This is a genomic window from Cedecea sp. Ae19-4 (genome assembly GCF_059801165.1).
In genome coordinates this window covers 231,880-250,283 of record NZ_JBCHWG010000003.1, presented here as the reverse complement: position 1 = coordinate 250,283, position 18,404 = coordinate 231,880, and the positions used below count along the sequence as shown (strand labels likewise).

The 18,404-nt window shown below is 55.2% G+C and carries 15 protein-coding genes and 5 tRNA genes; 15 read left to right on the top strand and 5 right to left on the bottom strand.

The window, feature by feature from the left end; all coding sequences use genetic code 11:
• Window positions 1–129: 129 nt before the first annotated feature.
• The 15 genes from pncC to AAIE02_RS19050 all read left to right on the top strand — a co-directional run bounded on the left by pncC (window position 130) and on the right by AAIE02_RS19050 (window position 11,389).
• Complete coding sequence (gene pncC, locus AAIE02_RS19120) at window positions 130–639, top strand: nicotinamide-nucleotide amidase (RefSeq protein ID WP_166868356.1); 510 nt, start codon at window positions 130–132, stop codon at window positions 637–639.
• A gap of 85 nt (window positions 640–724) precedes the next feature.
• Window positions 725–1,789: a recombinase RecA gene (gene recA / locus AAIE02_RS19115; RefSeq protein ID WP_008458263.1), complete on the top strand. Its 1,065-nt coding sequence runs from the start codon at window positions 725–727 to the stop codon at window positions 1,787–1,789.
• 74 nt (window positions 1,790–1,863) lie between these two features.
• A complete protein-coding gene (locus tag AAIE02_RS19110; protein WP_498533056.1) occupies window positions 1,864–2,379 on the top strand; it encodes a regulatory protein RecX in 516 nt (171 codons plus the stop codon).
• Window positions 2,380–2,518: 139 nt separating this feature from the next.
• Window positions 2,519–5,146 (top strand): alanine--tRNA ligase, encoded by a 2,628-nt coding sequence (alaS, locus tag AAIE02_RS19105; RefSeq protein ID WP_498533055.1) that lies wholly within the window; start codon window positions 2,519–2,521, stop codon window positions 5,144–5,146.
• A gap of 244 nt (window positions 5,147–5,390) precedes the next feature.
• Window positions 5,391–5,576: a carbon storage regulator CsrA gene (csrA, locus tag AAIE02_RS19100; protein WP_008458257.1), complete on the top strand. Its 186-nt coding sequence runs from the start codon at window positions 5,391–5,393 to the stop codon at window positions 5,574–5,576.
• Window positions 5,577–5,878: 302 nt separating this feature from the next.
• Window positions 5,879–5,971, top strand: a tRNA-Ser gene (locus tag AAIE02_RS19095).
• A 4-nt stretch (window positions 5,972–5,975) separates the two neighbouring features.
• Window positions 5,976–6,052, top strand: a tRNA-Arg gene (locus AAIE02_RS19090).
• 201 nt (window positions 6,053–6,253) lie between these two features.
• Window positions 6,254–6,330: transfer RNA gene (locus AAIE02_RS19085), tRNA-Arg, on the top strand.
• Window positions 6,331–6,530: 200 nt separating this feature from the next.
• Window positions 6,531–6,607 (top strand) — tRNA-Arg (locus AAIE02_RS19080).
• Between the two features lie 200 nt (window positions 6,608–6,807).
• Window positions 6,808–6,884 (top strand) — tRNA-Arg (locus AAIE02_RS19075).
• Window positions 6,885–7,238: 354 nt separating this feature from the next.
• Entirely contained in the window at window positions 7,239–7,805 is a 567-nt protein-coding gene (gene yqaB, locus AAIE02_RS19070; protein WP_039297558.1) for a fructose-1-phosphate/6-phosphogluconate phosphatase, read from the top strand.
• On the top strand, window positions 7,802–8,230 hold the full coding sequence (locus AAIE02_RS19065) for a YqaA family protein (RefSeq protein WP_008458252.1): 429 nt from the start codon (window positions 7,802–7,804) through the stop codon (window positions 8,228–8,230). The genes yqaB and AAIE02_RS19065 overlap by 4 nt, the downstream gene beginning before the upstream one ends.
• Window positions 8,231–8,306: 76 nt before the next feature.
• Window positions 8,307–9,863 (top strand): glutamate--cysteine ligase, encoded by a 1,557-nt coding sequence (gene gshA, locus AAIE02_RS19060; RefSeq protein ID WP_008458250.1) that lies wholly within the window; start codon window positions 8,307–8,309, stop codon window positions 9,861–9,863.
• A 156-nt stretch (window positions 9,864–10,019) separates the two neighbouring features.
• A complete protein-coding gene (luxS, locus tag AAIE02_RS19055; RefSeq protein ID WP_008458247.1) occupies window positions 10,020–10,535 on the top strand; it encodes an S-ribosylhomocysteine lyase in 516 nt (171 codons plus the stop codon).
• An 89-nt stretch (window positions 10,536–10,624) separates the two neighbouring features.
• Complete coding sequence (locus tag AAIE02_RS19050; RefSeq protein ID WP_166995650.1) at window positions 10,625–11,389, top strand: helix-turn-helix domain-containing protein; 765 nt, start codon at window positions 10,625–10,627, stop codon at window positions 11,387–11,389.
• Here the strand turns inward: AAIE02_RS19050 and leuA are convergent.
• The 5 genes from leuA to AAIE02_RS19025 form a co-directional block, all read right to left on the bottom strand.
• Entirely contained in the window at window positions 11,386–13,047 is a 1,662-nt protein-coding gene (leuA, locus tag AAIE02_RS19045; protein ID WP_336983733.1) for a 2-isopropylmalate synthase, read from the bottom strand. The two genes, AAIE02_RS19050 and leuA, sit on opposite strands and share 4 nt — an antisense overlap.
• 141 nt (window positions 13,048–13,188) lie before the next feature.
• Window positions 13,189–14,727 carry a multidrug efflux MFS transporter permease subunit EmrB gene (emrB, locus tag AAIE02_RS19040; protein ID WP_008458243.1) on the bottom strand — a complete coding sequence of 513 codons (1,539 nt, stop codon included), beginning with the start codon at window positions 14,725–14,727 and terminating at the stop codon, window positions 13,189–13,191.
• 15 nt (window positions 14,728–14,742) lie between these two features.
• Window positions 14,743–15,915, bottom strand: coding sequence for a multidrug efflux MFS transporter periplasmic adaptor subunit EmrA (gene emrA, locus AAIE02_RS19035; RefSeq protein ID WP_008458242.1), 1,173 nt, complete (start codon window positions 15,913–15,915; stop codon window positions 14,743–14,745).
• Between the two features lie 135 nt (window positions 15,916–16,050).
• Complete coding sequence (gene mprA / locus AAIE02_RS19030; protein ID WP_008458241.1) at window positions 16,051–16,581, bottom strand: transcriptional repressor MprA; 531 nt, start codon at window positions 16,579–16,581, stop codon at window positions 16,051–16,053.
• Between the two features lie 445 nt (window positions 16,582–17,026).
• Complete coding sequence (locus AAIE02_RS19025; protein ID WP_008458239.1) at window positions 17,027–18,205, bottom strand: MFS transporter; 1,179 nt, start codon at window positions 18,203–18,205, stop codon at window positions 17,027–17,029.
• Window positions 18,206–18,404: the final 199 nt, after the last annotated feature.

Below are 18,404 nucleotides of genomic sequence, written 5' to 3'. Positions count from 1 at the left end.
TTTCTCCCGGCCAGCTTTCGCTGGCCGTTCCATTTCTGGAATCCTTCCCGAGTATCCCGATGTAATCCCCTGCAATGCCCGTAAAGTGCTATCGTGTTGGCTAATGATATGTCTACAATCGGAGCCAGCATGACAGACAGCGCATTGTTTGAGCTAAGCCAGCGGGTAGGGAATGGCCTTGGGCAGCTTGGGGCCACGGTGACTACTGCAGAATCTTGTACCGGCGGCTGGATCGCGAAAGTGATTACTGACGTTGCCGGCAGCTCAGCCTGGTTTGAGCGGGGCTTTGTGACCTACAGCAATGAAGCCAAACATCAGCTGATCGGCGTGAACGAAACCACGCTGGAAGCCTATGGCGCCGTCAGTAAAGGCGTGGTGCTTGAGATGGCTCAGGGAGCGCTTGCCGCCGCGAAAGCGGATTATGCGGTTTCTGTCAGCGGTATCGCCGGGCCAGATGGCGGCACGCCAGAAAAACCGGTCGGTACGGTGTGGTTTGGGTTTGCGGATAAGCACGGCAGAACGCTGGCAAAAGTGCAGCGCTTTGACGGCGACCGCGATGCCGTTCGCCGCCAGGCCACGGAATTCGCCCTGCAGAGCCTGTGGGACGATTTTCTAAAAAATAAACTTGATACTGTATGACTGTACAGTATAATTGCCTCAACGAAACAGTATTGAGAACGCGGGGTTGCGAATTATCGCATCACTCAGCATGACAGGAGTAGAAATGGCTATCGACGAAAACAAACAGAAGGCGTTAGCGGCAGCACTGGGCCAGATTGAAAAGCAATTTGGTAAAGGCTCCATCATGCGCTTGGGTGAAGACCGCTCCATGGACGTGGAAACGATCTCTACCGGTTCACTTTCTCTGGATATCGCGCTGGGCGCCGGCGGCCTGCCAATGGGCCGTATCGTAGAAATTTACGGGCCTGAATCTTCCGGTAAAACAACGCTGACCCTGCAGGTTATTGCGGCCGCACAGCGAAGCGGTAAAACCTGTGCGTTCATCGATGCCGAGCACGCGCTGGACCCGGTTTATGCCAAAAAGCTGGGCGTTGATATCGACAACCTGCTGTGTTCCCAGCCGGATACCGGTGAGCAGGCGCTGGAAATCTGTGACGCGCTGGCACGTTCAGGTGCGGTTGACGTCATCATCGTTGACTCCGTTGCGGCGCTGACGCCGAAAGCGGAAATCGAAGGTGAAATCGGCGACTCTCACATGGGCCTTGCGGCACGTATGATGAGCCAGGCAATGCGTAAGCTGGCGGGTAACCTGAAGCAGTCCAACACGCTGCTGATCTTCATCAACCAGATCCGTATGAAAATTGGCGTGATGTTCGGTAACCCGGAAACCACGACCGGCGGTAACGCGCTGAAATTCTACGCGTCTGTCCGTCTCGACATTCGTCGTATCGGTGCAGTGAAGGATGGCGAAAACGTCGTCGGTAGCGAAACCCGCGTGAAGGTCGTGAAAAACAAAATTGCCGCGCCATTTAAACAGGCTGAATTCCAAATTCTCTACGGCGAAGGCATCAACTTCTACGGTGAGCTGGTTGACCTGGGCGTGAAGCACAAGCTGATTGAAAAAGCGGGTGCATGGTACAGCTACAACGGTGAAAAAATCGGTCAGGGCAAGGCAAACGCCAGCAACTTCCTGAAAGAGAACAAGCCGATGGCGGAAGAAATTGAGAAGAAACTGCGCGAAATGCTGCTGAATAACCAGGACAGCACGCCGGACTTCACGGTTGATGACCACGACGAAGACGCGGTCGAAACTAACGAAGACTTCTAAAACAAGACAAAGGGCTGCTAACGCGGCCCTTTGTGCTTTCTCTCTCCTGATATCGATCTTTGCCACACGACCCTATGTCCGACAACACCGCTTCTCCCCGCCGCAGCCCTTTTGCCCGCCTTCTGGATAAGGCGACCCGTATTCTTGCCATGCGTGACCACAGCGAATATGAGCTGCGCCGTAAGCTGGCAACGCCTTCTGCCTTTGCGGCAAAACTTGCTAAAGAGGACGAACCTGAGGTCACTCAGGAAGACATTGATAAGGTTATTGCCTGGTGTTACGAACACCGCTGGCTGGACGACGTGCAGTTTGCGTCACGTTTTATTGCCAGCCGCAGTCGGAAAGGGTATGGACCGCAGCGTATTCGGCAAGAACTAAAGCAAAAGGGCATCGAACGGGCCATTGGGGAGTCCGCGATGATGGCCTGTGAAATTGACTGGCCGCCGCTGGCGCGCGAACTGGCCGAACGCAAGTTTGGCTCGCCGCTGCCAACAGAGTGGCAGATGAAGGCGAAAGTGCAGCGTTTTCTTCTCTATCGTGGCTTCTTTATGGAAGACATTCAGGAGATCTGGCGAAATTTTGCTGATTAGGGCCACACTGGATTTTACTTCCCTCGCCAGAAAACTTATCTTATTCCCACTTTTTTCCAGGTAAGCTGGCCTGAGCCGTCTGCGTTACGGCCGTCATGGCAGCTTTACAACTCTTCGTTAGCTTGATTCCAGGATAATTATGAGCAAGAGCACCGCTGAGATCCGTCAGGCGTTTCTCGATTTTTTCCATAGTAAAGGCCACCAGGTTGTAGCGAGCAGCTCCCTGGTCCCGAACAACGATCCGACTTTGCTGTTTACCAATGCCGGGATGAACCAGTTCAAGGATGTTTTCCTGGGCCTCGACAAACGTAACTATTCCCGCGCTACAACGTCTCAGCGTTGCGTCCGCGCAGGCGGCAAGCACAACGATCTGGAAAACGTCGGTTACACCGCGCGTCACCATACCTTCTTCGAGATGCTGGGTAACTTCAGCTTTGGCGACTATTTCAAACACGATGCGATTAACTTTGCCTGGGAACTGCTGACCGGTGAAAACTGGTTTGCGCTGCCGAAAGAACGCCTGTGGGTGACCGTCTACGAAACCGATGACGAAGCCTATGAGATCTGGGAAAAGGAAGTGGGTGTGCCGCGGGAGCGCATTATTCGCATTGGCGATAATAAAGGCGCAGCCTTCGCATCCGATAACTTCTGGCAGATGGGTGACACTGGCCCTTGCGGTCCTTGCACCGAGATTTTCTACGATCATGGCGATCACATCTGGGGCGGCCCTCCGGGAAGTCCTGAAGAAGATGGCGATCGCTACATTGAGATCTGGAACATCGTGTTCATGCAGTTCAACCGTCAGATCGACGGCACGATGCTGCCTCTGCCAAAACCTTCTGTAGATACCGGTATGGGTCTGGAGCGTATTGCAGCTGTTCTGCAGCACGTTAATTCCAACTACGATATCGACCTGTTCAAAAAGCTGATTCAGTCCGTTGCCGAAGTGACCGGCGCGACCGATCTGTCGAACAAATCCCTGCGCGTTATTGCGGACCACATTCGTTCATGTGCATTCCTGATCGCGGATGGCGTAACGCCTTCTAACGAAAACCGCGGTTACGTTCTGCGTCGCATCATTCGTCGCGCTATTCGCCACGGCAACATGCTGGGTGCGAAAGACACCTTCTTCTATAAGCTGGTTGGCCCGCTAGTCGAAGTCATGGGTTCCGCAGGCGAAGAGCTGGCCAAACAACAGGCACTGGTTGAGCAGGTTCTGAAAACCGAAGAAGAGCAGTTTGCCCGCACGCTGGAGCGTGGTCTCGCACTGCTGGATGACGAACTGGCGAAGCTGAAGGGCGACACGCTGGATGGCGAAACCGCTTTCCGCCTGTATGACACCTACGGCTTCCCTGTGGACCTGACGGCTGACGTGTGCCGCGAGCGCAACATCAAAGTTGACGAAGCCGGCTTTGAAGCCGCAATGGAAGAGCAGCGTCGTCGCGCGCGCGAGTCCAGCGGTTTTGGCGCAGACTACAACAGCATGATCCGCGTGGATTCTGCGTCTGAATTTAAAGGCTATGACAGTCTCGACCTGAACGCGAAAGTGACCGCGCTGTTCGTTGACGGCAAATCCGTTGACCAGATTACTGCTGGTCAGGATGCTGTCGTGGTGCTGAACGAGACGCCATTCTATGGTGAGTCCGGCGGCCAGGTTGGCGACAAAGGTACCGTCAAAGGTAACGGCGTTGATTTCGCGGTTGGCGATACTCAGAAATACGGCCAGGCCATCGGCCACCTGGGCAAGCTGGTTTCCGGCGTGCTGAAAGTCGGCGACAGCGTGGAAGCGAAAGTTGATGAAGCTCGTCGCGCTCGTATTCGTCTGAACCACTCCGCAACGCACCTTCTGCATGCCGCACTGCGTCAGGTACTTGGTACCCATGTTGCTCAGAAAGGCTCCTTGGTAAACGACAAAGGCCTGCGCTTCGACTTCTCTCATTTTGAAGCGATGAAGCCGGCTGAAATCCGCGCCGTAGAAGATATCGTTAACGCGCAGATTCGCCGCAACCTGCCTGTTGAGACCAACGTCATGGATCTCGAAGCAGCGAAAGCGAAGGGCGCAATGGCGCTGTTTGGCGAGAAGTATGACGACCATGTGCGCGTTCTGAGCATGGGGGACTTCTCCACCGAGCTGTGTGGCGGTACTCACGCATCCCGTACGGGCGACATCGGTCTGTTCCGCATTGTTGCGGAGTCCGGTACGGCGGCTGGGGTGCGTCGTATTGAAGCCGTGACTGGCGAAGGCGCACTGGCCAATCTCCATGCGCAAAGCGACCAGCTGCACGACATCGCTCAACTGCTGAAAGGCGACAGCCAGAACCTGAACGAGAAAGTCCGTTCGGTGCTGGAACGTACCCGCCTGCTGGAAAAAGAGCTGCAGCAGTTGAAAGAACAGCAGGCTTCGCAGGAGAGCGCAAACCTCTCCAGCAAAGCGGTTGAAGTAAAAGGCGTTAAATTACTGGTAAGCGAGCTGAGCAACGTCGAGCCTAAGATGTTGCGCACCATGGTCGATGACCTGAAAAATCAGCTCGGCTCCGCCGTAATTGTTCTGGCCACCGTGGCAGAAGGGAAAGTGTCTCTGATTGCTGGTGTCTCCAAAGAGGTGACCAACCGCGTGAAAGCGGGGGAACTGGTGGGGATGGTTGCACAGCAGGTAGGCGGCAAAGGGGGCGGTCGTCCTGATATGGCTCAGGCGGGTGGTACAGACGCAGCGGCATTGCCGGGCGCACTGGCCGGCGTTGAGGCCTGGGTTACGGCAAAACTCTGAAAATAACTAAAAGTGTAATTGCGCCATAACTGTTCTCAGTTATGGCGTACTACCATTTACACACTATCAATAATGATAAAGTCAGGTTGAAGTTGTGTATATCGGCTAAACTTAGATATAACAGAGTGTAATGCTATGACAGAGTGCGTGTTATCTATTTGTCATTCGTTACGATTTCGCGTTATATGATGGATAATGCCGGGATACAGAGACCCGACTCTTTTAATCTTTCAAGGAGCAAAGAATGTTAATTCTGACTCGTCGAGTTGGTGAGACCCTTATGATTGGGGATGAGGTGACCGTGACTGTGCTTGGGGTAAAAGGCAACCAGGTCCGTATCGGTGTTAACGCCCCGAAGGAAGTCTCTGTACACCGCGAAGAAATCTACCAACGTATCCAGGCTGAAAAATCCCAGCAAACGAATTTCTAAAAATATCGCGCCTCGCTGAAATCTACAGCGAGGCGCACCTCTTCTGCCTGCTGTTTCCTTTCTCTCCCGTTAACGTCATTTTTGCTTCGCTTATCAGCGTGCCGTTTCTGCGCGCGTATTGCCGTTTGCCTGTTGATAAAACACTCTTTTTGTCTCCAAATTACGCTAATCGAGCGTGATTTGTGCAATCGATAGCGAGTAGGGAAAAATTGTTTGACTTATAAGTCCCAGAAAGTAATATGTGCGCCACGCAGCGACGAGAAGCTCTTACGAGTAACTCGAAGCACTCGAAAGAGGCGTGTGGTGAGGTGGCCGAGAGGCTGAAGGCGCTCCCCTGCTAAGGGAGTATGCGGTCAAAAGCTGCATCCGGGGTTCGAATCCCCGCCTCACCGCCATTTTGCATCCGTAGCTCAGCTGGATAGAGTACTCGGCTACGAACCGAGCGGTCGGAGGTTCGAATCCTCCCGGATGCACCATATTCTTCCTCATCATTAGCGATGACGGTGTGAAAGAGAAAGTTACTTTCTCAGCAAGTACCAGGGAGGATAACGTTGCTTCAGCAACGGCCCTTTAGGGCGAGCCTTCGGTGAGTCATCCTCCCGGATGCACCATTCTTCTCCGGTATTGCCTGAGAGTGTAGGTAGTACTGAGTCAGCAGTAAAAGCAGTAATCCCGATGCATCCGTAGCTCAGCTGGATAGAGTACTCGGCTACGAACCGAGCGGTCGGAGGTTCGAATCCTCCCGGATGCACCATATTCTTCCTCATCATTAGCGATGACGGTGTGAAAGAGAAAGTTACTTTCTCCGCCAACACAAGGGAGGATAACGTTGCTTCAGCAACGGCCCTTTAGGGCGAGCCTTCGGTGAGTAATCCTCCCGGATGCACCATTTTCTCCGGTATTGCCTGAGAGTGTAGGTAGTGCTGAGTCAGCAGTAAAAGCAGTAATCCCGATGCATCCGTAGCTCAGCTGGATAGAGTACTCGGCTACGAACCGAGCGGTCGGAGGTTCGAATCCTCCCGGATGCACCATATTCTTCCTCATCATTAGCGATGACGGTGTGAAAGAGAAAGTTACTTTCTCCGCCAACACAAGGGAGGATAACGTTGCTTCAGCAACGGCCCTTTAGGGCGAGCCTTCGGTGAGTAATCCTCCCGGATGCACCATTTTCTCCGGTATTGCCTGAGAGTGTAGGTAGTGCTGAGTCAGCAGTAAAAGCAGTAATCCCGATGCATCCGTAGCTCAGCTGGATAGAGTACTCGGCTACGAACCGAGCGGTCGGAGGTTCGAATCCTCCCGGATGCACCATATTCTTCCTCATCATTAGCGATGACGGTGTGAAAGAGAAAGTTACTTTCTCCGCCAACACAAGGGAGGATAACGTTGCTTCAGCAACGGCCCTTTAGGGCGAGCCTTCGGTGAGTCATCCTCCCGGATGCACCATATTCTTCCTCATCATTAGCGATGACGGTGTGAAAGAGAAAGTTACTTTCTCACCAGCACGACTCACCCCTTCAAACTTCATTTAAATTCCCCTGTTACAAATATACCGTTCAGCTTTTCATACTCCTTATTCGCAATATCGCCTCTACCCGCAGACAGCGACAATTTCAGCCATTTACGCTAAAGTACCGCCTCGACATTCAGTGAAGTGAGGGTGAGATGTACGATCGCTATGACGGTTTAATCTTTGATATGGACGGCACGATCCTTGATACGGAGCCGACTCACCGTAAAGCCTGGCACGAAACCCTTGGCCGCTATGGCATGAGCTTCGACGAGCAGGCGATGGTTGCCCTGAATGGCGCGCCAAGCTGGAAAATTGCTGCTGCAATTATCGAAAGCCACAATGCCGATCTCGATCCCCACAGTCTGGCGGCTGAAAAAACTGTTGCCGTTCGAGCCATGCTGCTTGATACCGTGCGTCCGCTGCCGCTGATTGAAGTGGTGAAAGCCTGGCATGGCCGCCGTCCGATGTCGGTCGGCACAGGTAGCGAAAGCGATATTGCAGAAGCGCTGCTTAAGCATCTTGGTTTACGTCAGTATTTTGCGGCGGTCGTGGCAGCAGATCATGTTAAACACCATAAGCCAGCACCTGATACCTTCTTACGCTGCGCCGAACTGATGGGCGTGGCGCCGGAAAAATGTGTGGTATTTGAAGATGCTGACTTTGGTCTTCAGGCGGCGCGTAGCGCGGGAATGGATGTTGTGGACGTGCGCCTACTGTGAGCGACACGCTATCGCTCCTTTCACTGTTCACCAGCAGTTTCCTGAGCGCGACGCTGCTGCCGGGGAGCTCAGAAGCGGTACTTGTGGCGCTTCTGGTTGCCGGTAGCGGCCCGGTATCGGTTCTTGTGATAATAGCAACAATCGGTAATAGCCTTGGCGGTATGACTAACGTTATTCTGGGGCGCTTTTTCCCGCAGCGTATACAATCGCGCTGGCAGGGGAAAGCGACCGACTGGTTGACTCGTTTTGGCCCAGCGACGTTGTTACTGAGCTGGATGCCGCTGATAGGCGATCTGTTATGCCTGCTGGCCGGGTGGTTACGCCTGAGCTGGGGGCCGGTGATATTCTTTTTATGCCTTGGCAAAGCGCTACGCTACATCGTTGTCGCGGCTGCAACGGTACAAGGCATGGCGTGGTGGCACTAATTGCGTGGGATGAGTCTTCATCACCGGCGAAAACAATTATGCTTATTAAAATAAATTCGACAGGCGGGAGGTCAATTTGATCCCGGACGTATCACAGGCTTTGGCCTGGCTGGAAAAACACCCTGAAGCAGTAAAAGGCATTTGCCGTGGTCTTGAGCGTGAAACGCTGCGCGTGACGCCAGAAGGCGATTTAGCCACCACCGGGCATCCTGAAAGCCTTGGCTCAGCGTTTACACATAAATGGATTACCACGGACTTCGCCGAAGCCCTCCTGGAATTTATTACCCCGGTTGATGGTGACATTGACCATATGCTGACCTTCCTGCGTGACATTCATCGCCACACGGCGCGTGAACTGGGCGAGGAACGTATGTGGCCGCTAAGTATGCCGTGTTACATCGACGACGGTCAGAACATCGAGCTGGCCCAGTACGGTTCTTCTAATGCGGGGCGCTTTAAAACGCTGTACCGCGAAGGGCTGAAAAATCGTTATGGCGCGCTGATGCAGACCATCTCCGGCGTGCATTACAATTTCTCCCTGCCGATGGCTTTCTGGCAGGCAAAATGCGGCGTACAGGACGCAGAAAGTGGCAAAGAGGCCATTTCTGCCGGTTATTTCCGCCTGATCCGCAACTATTACCGCTTTGGTTGGGTTATCCCTTATTTGTTCGGTGCTTCTCCGGCTATTTGCTCTTCATTCCTGCAGGGCAAAGAGAGCGCGTTGCCGTTTGAGAAAACCGAATGCGGCATGTATTACCTGCCGTATGCCACGTCATTACGCCTGAGCGATCTGGGTTACACCAACAAGTCGCAGAGCAATCTGGGCATTACCTTCAACGATCTGAACACCTATGTCGATGCGCTGAAGCGGGCGATTAAAACCCCGTCGGAAGAGTACGCTCAGATTGGTTTGATGAAGGACGGCAAGCACCTGCAGCTCAACACCAACGTGCTGCAAATTGAAAACGAACTCTATGCGCCGATTCGTCCAAAGCGCGTGACGCGTGACGGAGAATCGCCGTCGGATGCGCTGCTGCGCGGCGGCATCGAGTATATCGAAGTGCGTTCGCTGGATATCAACCCGTTCTCGCCAATCGGCGTGGATGAGCAGCAGGTTCGCTTCCTCGACCTGTTTATGATTTGGTGCGTACTGGCGGATGCGCCGGAGATGAGCAGCGACGAGCTGCTGTGCACCCGCACCAACTGGAACCGAGTGATTCTGGAAGGGCGCAAACCTGGGCTTACCCTTGGTATTGGCTGTGAAACGGCTCAGCACCCGCTGTCAAAAGTAGGCAAAGATCTGTTCACCGATTTACGCCGCGTGGCGGAAACGCTGGACGGCATGACCGACAGCCAGGAATACCAGCAAGTTTGTGACCAACTGGTTGCCAGCTTTGACGATCCAGAATTAACGTATTCAGCACGTATTTTACGTTCTATGATTGATAACGGGATTGGTGGCACCGGCCTTGCGCTGGCGGAACAATACCGTCAGATGCTGATTCAGGAGCCGTTGGAGATTTTAACCGCGGATGCCCTGCAGAAAGAGCATGATGCTTCATGGCAGCGTCAGCGGGATATTGAGGCGGCGGATACGGAGTCGTTCGATAGCTGGCTGGAAAAGAATGCCTGACAGAAAAGAAAATGGCCACATACTTGTGGCCAAATATTCATCTCTGAATAACAGGGATGATGATAACAAATGCGCGTCTTTCATATACTCAGACTCGCGTGCGTAAAAATAGTTTCAATTATTTTTAAAAAAAATCATTTTATCGGAGGTGACCAGATGCCGTTGTTGGATAGCTTCACAGTCGACCATACTCGTATGGGGGCGCCTGCAGTCCGTGTAGCCAAAACTATGCATACGCCACACGGTGACACCATTACGGTGTTTGACCTGCGCTTTTGTGTCCCAAACAAGGAAGTGATGCCGGAAAAAGGGATCCATACTCTGGAGCACCTGTTCGCCGGTTTTATGCGTGACCACCTGAACGGGAACGGGGTAGAGATCATCGACATCTCCCCAATGGGCTGCCGCACAGGGTTCTACATGAGCCTGATCGGTGTCCCGGCAGAGCAGCGCGTGGCGGATGCCTGGAAAGCGGCGATGCAGGACGTGCTGAAAGTGAAAGAGCAAAACCAGATCCCAGAGCTGAACGTTTACCAGTGCGGGACTTATCAGATGCACTCTCTGCAGGAAGCGCAGGATATCGCGCGCCACATCATTGAGCATGGCGTCAGCGTCAACAGCAATGATGAGCTGGCTCTGCCGAAAGAGAAGCTGCAGGAACTGCACATCTAGTTTTGTGCACACAGTAAAAAGGAGCCATATGGCTCCTTTTTTTACGCCTGCGGTATGCTATCGTCATCTTTTTGCTCACGAAACGAACTATGTCCACCAGCCTGAAATTCAGTTTTGCCACGCGGCCACTGGTTCCTTTTGCCCATGATTACAGCCATGGTGCCTCGGAGCCCTGGCACAGTCACGACTGCGCCCAGCTGCTGCATACGCTGAGCGGCGTTGTGCGCGTCGAAACCGGGCAGGGGATTTGGGTGGTTCCGCCGGGGCGCGGCGTCTGGTTACCCGCTGGCACTCAGCACCGCCTGCAAATCATCGGCCACGTAGCGGCGCGCACATTGTTTATTGATCCGTTTGCCCGGGCTGACTTACCGTCGGTTTGCCAGGTCGTGCAGATATCCGCTTTACTGCGCGAGCTGATTATCTGCTCGCTCCAGTTACCGGAAGCTTACCCGGCGGGAAGTCGGGCAGAGCGAATTTACGAGCTTATCCTCGATGAGATTCGGGGCACCGCCGCGCTGCCGTTTAATCTTCCCGAGCCGCAGTCACCGGGGCTACTGGCGCTGTGTCGCCAGATTCAGGCGGAACCCGGTCAGCCCTGGACAAACGCGCTGGCCGCTGAACGGCTTAACGTCAGTGAGAGAACCTTGCTGCGCCATTTTCGTCAGCAAACGGGTCTGGCGTTTAGCGAATGGCTGCGCAGGGCAAGGCTGATGGCGGCGCTTGAGCGCCTTGCCCAGGGGCAGTCCGTGCTGCGCGTTGCGCTGGATCTGGGGTATGAAAGCCACAGCGCCTTCAGCGCTATGTTTCGGCGAACGCTCGGCGTTTCACCGAGCGAATATTTCTTCTCTGATTAACCCTCGGGCAGCGCGTTTAACAGCGCCTGGAGCGACGCACGCGAGACATCGTTATCAATGCCGGTTCCCCAGCGGCTCACGCCTTCCCTGAAGGTGCAGCGGAGATAAGCGGCCGAGCGGCTTTCGCTGTGCCTGCCGAGCGTATGCTCATGATAATCCTCAATAGAAAATACCAGGTTAAAACGAGATTTGAGGGCATCGGCTGCGGCGGAAAGTAAACCGTTGCCTTTGCCCTGCAGAGCGATAACGCCGCCGTGCGTCTGAACGTGGGCCCACAGCCGGAGTGAACCATCGGCCTGGCTCTCCGTCCGGTAATCCAGCAACTGACGCGGGGCGGTTTGATGCGGGCCGTACAGTGTGCGGAACAGCTGCCACAGGGCGCTCAGCGTCATCTCGTTCCCCTCCCTGTCGGTTTGCGCCTGGACGTGGCGACTAAAGTCCTGCTGTAAACCGCGCGGCAGCACCAGGCCGTGGTTTTGCTCCAGCATCCACGCGGCACCGCTTTTCCCGGACTGGCTGTTGACGCGGATCACGGCTTCGTAGCTGCAGCCAATATCGTTCGGATCAACGGGCAGATAGGGCATTTCCCACCGCGCTGAGCTGGACTCGCCCCGCGCGGTAAACCCTTTCTTAATGGCATCCTGATGCGACCCGGAAAAAGCGGTAAAAGCGAGCTTCCCGGCGTAAGGATGGCGAGGGTGCACCGGTAACTGATTGCATTGTTCAACCAGTTCCACCACCTGCTTCATATCGCTGAAATCCAGCTGCGGCGAAATCCCCTGGCTATAAAGATTCATCGCCAGCGTGACCAGGCAGACGTTCCCGGTACGCTCGCCGTTGCCAAACAGGCAGCCTTCCACCCGATCCGCACCGGCGAGGATCGCGAGTTCGGCGCTGGCCACGCCGCTGCCGCGATCGTTATGTGGATGTACGCTGATGCACACCGCATTCCGGCGGGAGAAATGGCGGCAGAAATACTCAATCTGGTCGGCATAGACGTTGGGCGTGTTCACCTCCACGGTGGCGGGCAAATTGATAATCATTGGTCGATCGGGAGATGGTTCCCAGACATCCGCCACCGCTTCACAAATTTGAAGAGCAAAATCCGGTTCGGTGAAGCAAAAGGTTTCCGGGGAATATTCATAGCGCCAGCGCGTCTGCGGGTTAGCCTCACACAGCGCTCGCACCTGGCGCGTGGCGGTGACCGCCAACTGAACGATCTCTTCTTTGCTCTGGCGGAAGACCAGCCTGCGGAACAGTGGGGCGGTGGCGTTGTACAGATGTACCGTGGCGCTGTGTACGCCTGCCAGGGATGCAAAGGTGCGTTCAATCAGGTCGCTGCGCGCCTGGGTCAGCACCTGAATGGTGACATCTTCAGGAATACGATTTTCTTCAATCAGCTGACGCACAAACTGGAAGTCGGTTTCTGAGGCGGCAGGGAAGGCGACCTCGATCTCTTTGAAGCCGCACTTCAGCAGTAAATCCCAGAAGCGCAGCTTGCGGGCCGCGTCCATCGGCTCGGCCAGCGCCTGATTGCCGTCGCGCAGGTCAGTGGAAAGCCAGCGAGGAGCGTGCGTCAGGGTTCTATCCGGCCACTGTCGGTCGGGTAACTGAATCGGCGCATGGGCGAGGTATTTTTGCGATGGGTTGGTCAGCATCAGGATTCTCCAGGTCATGTGGTCTGTTTATCCTGACGAATAATCTGGGCAGGGGCTGGCGCAAAGCTGACAACCTGTGTGGCGAAACCGCCAGGTTGAGGCAAAGAAAAAGGAGCCCGAAGGCTCCTTTAGGGAGGAATGTCAGTGTGCGCCACCGCCGCCACCGCCCGCCCCGAAAGGCGGTTTGGCAAACCACACCAGCCCAAGCAGCAGAATAAACACCCCTGCCGAGAACCAGAAAATCTCGTTGGCGGAGATGATCAGCCCCTGGTTGGTGATCTGCTGGGCGATGTAGCCGGAAGCCTGTTGGTGCGACATGCCCAAGCCCTGAAGCTGGTTGTAGGTTTCAACCGAGTTCGGGTTATACGGCGTCACAGACTCCGTGAGCTGTGCATGGTGCAGCGACTCGCGGTTCGTCCACAGCGTGGTGGTTATCGACGTCCCAATCGAACCCGCCAGCGTACGGGTAAAGTTCGACAGGCTCGACGCCGCGGCAAGGCGCTCCGGCGGCAGGCCAGACAGGGTAATCGTGGTCAGCGGCATGAAGAAACACGCCACCGCAAAGCCCTGAATAAACTGCGGCCAGGCCGACGCGGCGAAGTCCATCCCCGGCTCAAAGGTATACGCGCGCCAGTAGAAGCACACCGCATACATAATGAAGCTGAAGGTCACCAGACGGCGCATATCGAGCTTGTGCGCGAAGCGGCCGATAATCGGCGACAGCAGCACCGGGATGACCCCCACCGGCGCGGACGCAAGCCCGGCCCAGGTTGCGGTATAGCCATACACTTCCTGCAACAGCTGCGGCAGCAACACAATCGCGCCGAAGTAGAGCATGTAGGCGAGACTGATACACAGGCAGCCGATGGTAAAGTTTCGCGACTTAAACAGCGACAGGTCGACTATCGGATTATCGTCGGTCAGCTCCCAGACAATCAGGAAGCTGATGGTGACCACCGCAATCACCGTCAACACGATGATTTCGGTCGAGTTAAACCAGTCCAGTTCTTTACCCCGGTCGAGCATGATCTGCAGGCTACCGATCCCCAGCACCAGCAAGGCCAGCCCTACGCCATCAATGCGGCGCTGCTCGGTGCGGGTTTCGCGGCCTCGCAGGGCCTGCAGGCCCATCAGCACCACGACGATACCAATCGGCACGTTGATGAAGAAGATCCAGCCCCAGTGATAGTTGTCGCTGATGTAGCCGCCCAGAATCGGGCCGCAAATTGGCGCCACGATCACCGTCATCGACCACAGCGCCAGCGCAATGCTGCGCTTGGCGGGCGGGTAGTTGCTCAGCAACAGGCTCTGGGACAGCGGAATCAGCGGCCCGGCAACGATCCCCTGGATAACGCGGAAGAAGATCAGCATCGTCAGGCTGTTGGACATGCCGCACGCCCAGGAGGCGATAGCAAACAGCACGGTCGACCACAGGAAAAGCCTCACTTCCCCGAAGCGTTTTGCCAGCCAGCCGGTGATCGGGATTGAGATGGCGTTTGCCACCCCAAACGAGGTGATAACCCACGTCCCTTGGCTCAGGGATGAGCCCAGGTTACCGGCAATCGTCGGGATAGCCACGTTAGCGATGGTGGAGTCCAGCACCTGCATAAAGGTCGCCAGCGACAGGGCGATGGTCATAATGACCAGCTGGGCGCCTTCTAGCGGTTTTTGTTGTGCCATACACCCTCCGCTTTATTAACCCGCATTGGCCTGAATAATCTGGTCAATAAGCTGGTTAGCCGGCGTCAGATTCAGCTCACGCGCGTTACTTTCGTAAACCGGCGTGGTGCGGGTCTGAGAGGACAGTACGCTCCCGTCGCGGTTGCTGGTATCCACATTCACCAGCGTGGACAGGCCGATACGCAGCGGATGCTGTTCAACCTGTTTGGCGTCCAGTTCAATACGTACCGGCAGACGCTGAACCACTTTGATCCAGTTCCCGGTGGCGTTCTGCGCTGGCAGCAGCGAGAAGGCGCTGCCGGTGCCCATATCCAGGCCGACAACTTTCCCGGTGTACTTCACGTCGTCGCCGTAGATATCGCTGACGATGGTGGCCGACTGGCCAATGCGCATATGCGCCAGCTGGGTTTCTTTAAAGTTAGCGTCAACCCACATACCGCTGGCCGGTACGATGGCCATCAGCGCCGTGGATGGGCTAATTTGGGCGCCAACCTGCACGGCACGGCGGGAAACATAGCCGGTCATCGGGCTGACGATGGTGGTACGCTGCAGCGCCATCCAGCTGTTACGCACTTCGGTCGCCGCCTGTTGAACCGCAGGCTGCTCTTCCAGTTTGGTGCCGAGAATCATGGCCTGGTTGGCGTTGTATTGCTGCACGGCCACATCCAACTGAGCCTGAGCGCTGGTGACCGCATCACGGGCGTGCTGCAGTTCTTCGCGGCCAATCAGGTTGGCGCTGCCCAGCGGAATACGGCGGTTCAGGTCGCTTTGCGCCTGTGCCAGAGCCGTTTTCTGCAGTTCTATATTGGCCTGATACTGCTTGCTGTTGATCATCAACTGGCGAGTCTGCCGCACGCTGGAGGCCAGTTGGGTTTTGGCCTTTTCAAACGCCTGTTCGGCGTCGGCGCGGTCGAGGCTGACCAGCACATCACCCTGTTTCACAAAATCGGTATTGTCTGCCCAGACTTTCGTCACGCTACCGGAGACCTGGGCCATGATCTGCACCTGGTTGCCTGCCACATAAGCATCATCGGTTTCTTCAAAGTGACGCAGCACCAAAAACCAATAGATTCCATATGCCACAGCAATAATGACAAAGAGCAAGGTCAACAAGATCAGGGCGCTTTTACGTTTCCCCTTCTTGTTAGCCGGTTGCTGCGGGGCTTGAGTCTCCGCATTTGCGCTCATGCTAATCTCCACCTGGTTATTATTATTTCCGGTCAGCTGAGCCGACCTGTTAGACCTGACAGGCCAGCAAGGAGATTGCTGGCCTGAGAGTTGTTTTGAAATCGGATTGTGGTCAGACGTACAGACGGTGAAAGCTTAGCTCAGAGCTTCAAGGATCACTTTATCCTCTTCCATCTGATCGAGACGGTTGAGCAGCTTACGGGTGATTGTTTCCAGCTGTGTTTTTTCGTCAGCATCCAGAGCAGACCACAGTTGATGCAGGCAGTTATGCTGCGGTGGCAGGACCTGTCTCAGGAATTCGTGACCTTTTTCGGTCAAATGCAGATGCAGGCAGCGGCGGTCATTGTCGCTTTCACGGCGCTCAATCCAGCCGCGTTTTTCCAGCTCATCGGCAATACGCGTGGCGTTGGTGCGGGATGAACCCAGCGCGCAGCTCAGCTCAGAGGGCTGGATGCTGTGATTTTCCTGGGACTCAAGGGTAATGAGTGCCATGAATAAGGTCTCGTTGATCCCCTGCGCCTTCAGCATCTTATTGCGGTTTTCCAGCAGTTTACCCTGCATGTGCATACAAAGACGCGTCAACAGAACTTCCTGGTACGGGAACTCCTGATAACGTTTGGCGCGGAACTTCAGCATTTGTTCTATGGGCGTGAACGAACTATCCATTTTGGCATAACCTCATTAGTTGCAGCCGATATAGTAACGATGGTGACAAATAAAGTAAATGTATTATTTATACGTTTGTATACGTTTATATACGTTTGGTTGTTGCCACCATCGGCGTAAACCACGCTAAGCCGTAGCCCAGAGTGCTAAGCAGCGTGGGGAGAGAAAATGGGTTTCGAGTGGTATAACGGCGTTTAACGGCAGCGAAGCCGGAGGCTTTGTGCCTTGAGGACAGGAGAAATGGCAATGGAAACGCTGCTTTCAGACTGAAGAACAATTCCGCCCCGTGGCGGTTGTCAGCTGAAACAGTTGCGGGTCTATCCATATAGGGTGTTAATAAATAACCTGCGTTAATGTCACTCGAATTAGTAAACGGGGACAACCTTAACAGACTGTCCCCGCCATTACATCTTCAATTTCCCTTACGGGAAGCGACAATATTGCGCTAATCGGCCTGCCGCTGGTATCCGCGCCACCACACTACCAAATTTAGTAGGGCGACGCTGGCGCCGGCAATGCACACCCCGTTCCAGCCGGCATGTTGGTAAGCGCTCGCTGAAATCAAAGAACCCGCCGCGCCGCCAATGAAGTAGCTGGTCATGTACCCGGCGGTCAGTCGGTTACGGGCTTCCGGCATCATGCGGTATATCAGGCTCTGGTTGGTGATGTGGACGCCCTGGACGGTGAGATCCAGCACCAGGATACCCACAATCAGGGCGAGGGCAGAGAACTGACCAAAAGCGATTGCGGCCCAGGAAAGTAACAGCAGCAGCAGACCAATGGTGGTGGTGTGGTGCCCTTTGCCCTTATCAACCAGCCCGCCTGCGGGGCGAGCGCCGAGCGCGCCAGCGGCTCCCGCAAGGCCGAACAGGCCGATAACCCCTTCGGAATAGTTAAACGGCGGCGAGGCCAGCAGGAACGCCATCGACGTCCAGAGAATGCTGAAGTTGGCGAAGGTCAGGCAGCCCAGCAAGGCGCGGGTACGCAGCAGGCTGTTTTTAATAAACAGGCTGAAGATTGAGGTCAGCAGTTGCGGGTAGTTGAGGTGGCTGTCCTGCTTCACCTGCGGCAGACCGCGCCACAGGGCCAGCGCCATCAGCGCCATCAGCACGCTGGCAACCCAATAAACGGTGCGCCAGCCGCCAAGGCTTGCCAATAAACCCGCGACGGTTCGCGCCAGCAGAATCCCGAGCAGCAGCCCGCTCATGATAGTCCCGACAACCTTCCCGCGCTTTTCCGGTGCCGCGAGCGTCGCGGCAAACGGCACAAGAATCTGCGCGACCACGGAGAAGAGCCCGGTCAGCGCGGTGCCCAGAATCATCATCCACAGGGACTGGCTGGTGGCGGTGATCAGCATCCCACCGGCTGCCAGCAGCGTCATAAAGACGATCAGCCCCCGGCGCTCGAACATATCCCCAAGCGGCACCAGCAGCAACAGCCCTGCGGCATAGCCGAGCTGTGCAGTGGTAACGATAAATCCGGCCTGATTCACCGAGAGCGAAAAGGCGTTTGCGATGGTGTCGAGCAGCGGCTGCGCGTAGTAGTTGCTGGCAACCGCGAGGCCGGTCGCGACGGACATCAGGACGATCAGCGCCGGGCTGAGTCCGTGAGTATTGTTTTTCATTATTATCTTCAACTTGCCAAAGAGAGGTCTGAATAATAGCGAAAAATGATGACAGCAGAAGCGAAGGTGGGTGTCGGATCGTGCGGTTATTGACCCTCATCCCGGCCCTCTCCCTGGAAGGGAGAGGGAGAAAAGAAGGAGAAGAGAAAAGGTGTTTGTCTGTTTATTCCCTCTCCCTTTTGGGGAGAAAGTCAGGGTG

Coding starts and splice junctions, on each gene's coding strand:
- pncC (WP_166868356.1), top strand. CDS start 130: ATGACAGACAGCGCATTGTTTGAGCTAAGCCAGCGGGTAGGGAATGGC.
- recA (WP_008458263.1), top strand. CDS start 725: ATGGCTATCGACGAAAACAAACAGAAGGCGTTAGCGGCAGCACTGGGC.
- AAIE02_RS19110 (WP_498533056.1), top strand. CDS start 1,864: ATGTCCGACAACACCGCTTCTCCCCGCCGCAGCCCTTTTGCCCGCCTT.
- alaS (WP_498533055.1), top strand. CDS start 2,519: ATGAGCAAGAGCACCGCTGAGATCCGTCAGGCGTTTCTCGATTTTTTC.
- csrA (WP_008458257.1), top strand. CDS start 5,391: ATGTTAATTCTGACTCGTCGAGTTGGTGAGACCCTTATGATTGGGGAT.
- yqaB (WP_039297558.1), top strand. CDS start 7,239: ATGTACGATCGCTATGACGGTTTAATCTTTGATATGGACGGCACGATC.
- luxS (WP_008458247.1), top strand. CDS start 10,020: ATGCCGTTGTTGGATAGCTTCACAGTCGACCATACTCGTATGGGGGCG.
- AAIE02_RS19050 (WP_166995650.1), top strand. CDS start 10,625: ATGTCCACCAGCCTGAAATTCAGTTTTGCCACGCGGCCACTGGTTCCT.
- leuA (WP_336983733.1), bottom strand. CDS start 13,047: ATGCTGACCAACCCATCGCAAAAATACCTCGCCCATGCGCCGATTCAG.
- emrB (WP_008458243.1), bottom strand. CDS start 14,727: ATGGCACAACAAAAACCGCTAGAAGGCGCCCAGCTGGTCATTATGACC.
- emrA (WP_008458242.1), bottom strand. CDS start 15,915: ATGAGCGCAAATGCGGAGACTCAAGCCCCGCAGCAACCGGCTAACAAG.
- mprA (WP_008458241.1), bottom strand. CDS start 16,581: ATGGATAGTTCGTTCACGCCCATAGAACAAATGCTGAAGTTCCGCGCC.
- AAIE02_RS19025 (WP_008458239.1), bottom strand. CDS start 18,205: ATGAAAAACAATACTCACGGACTCAGCCCGGCGCTGATCGTCCTGATG.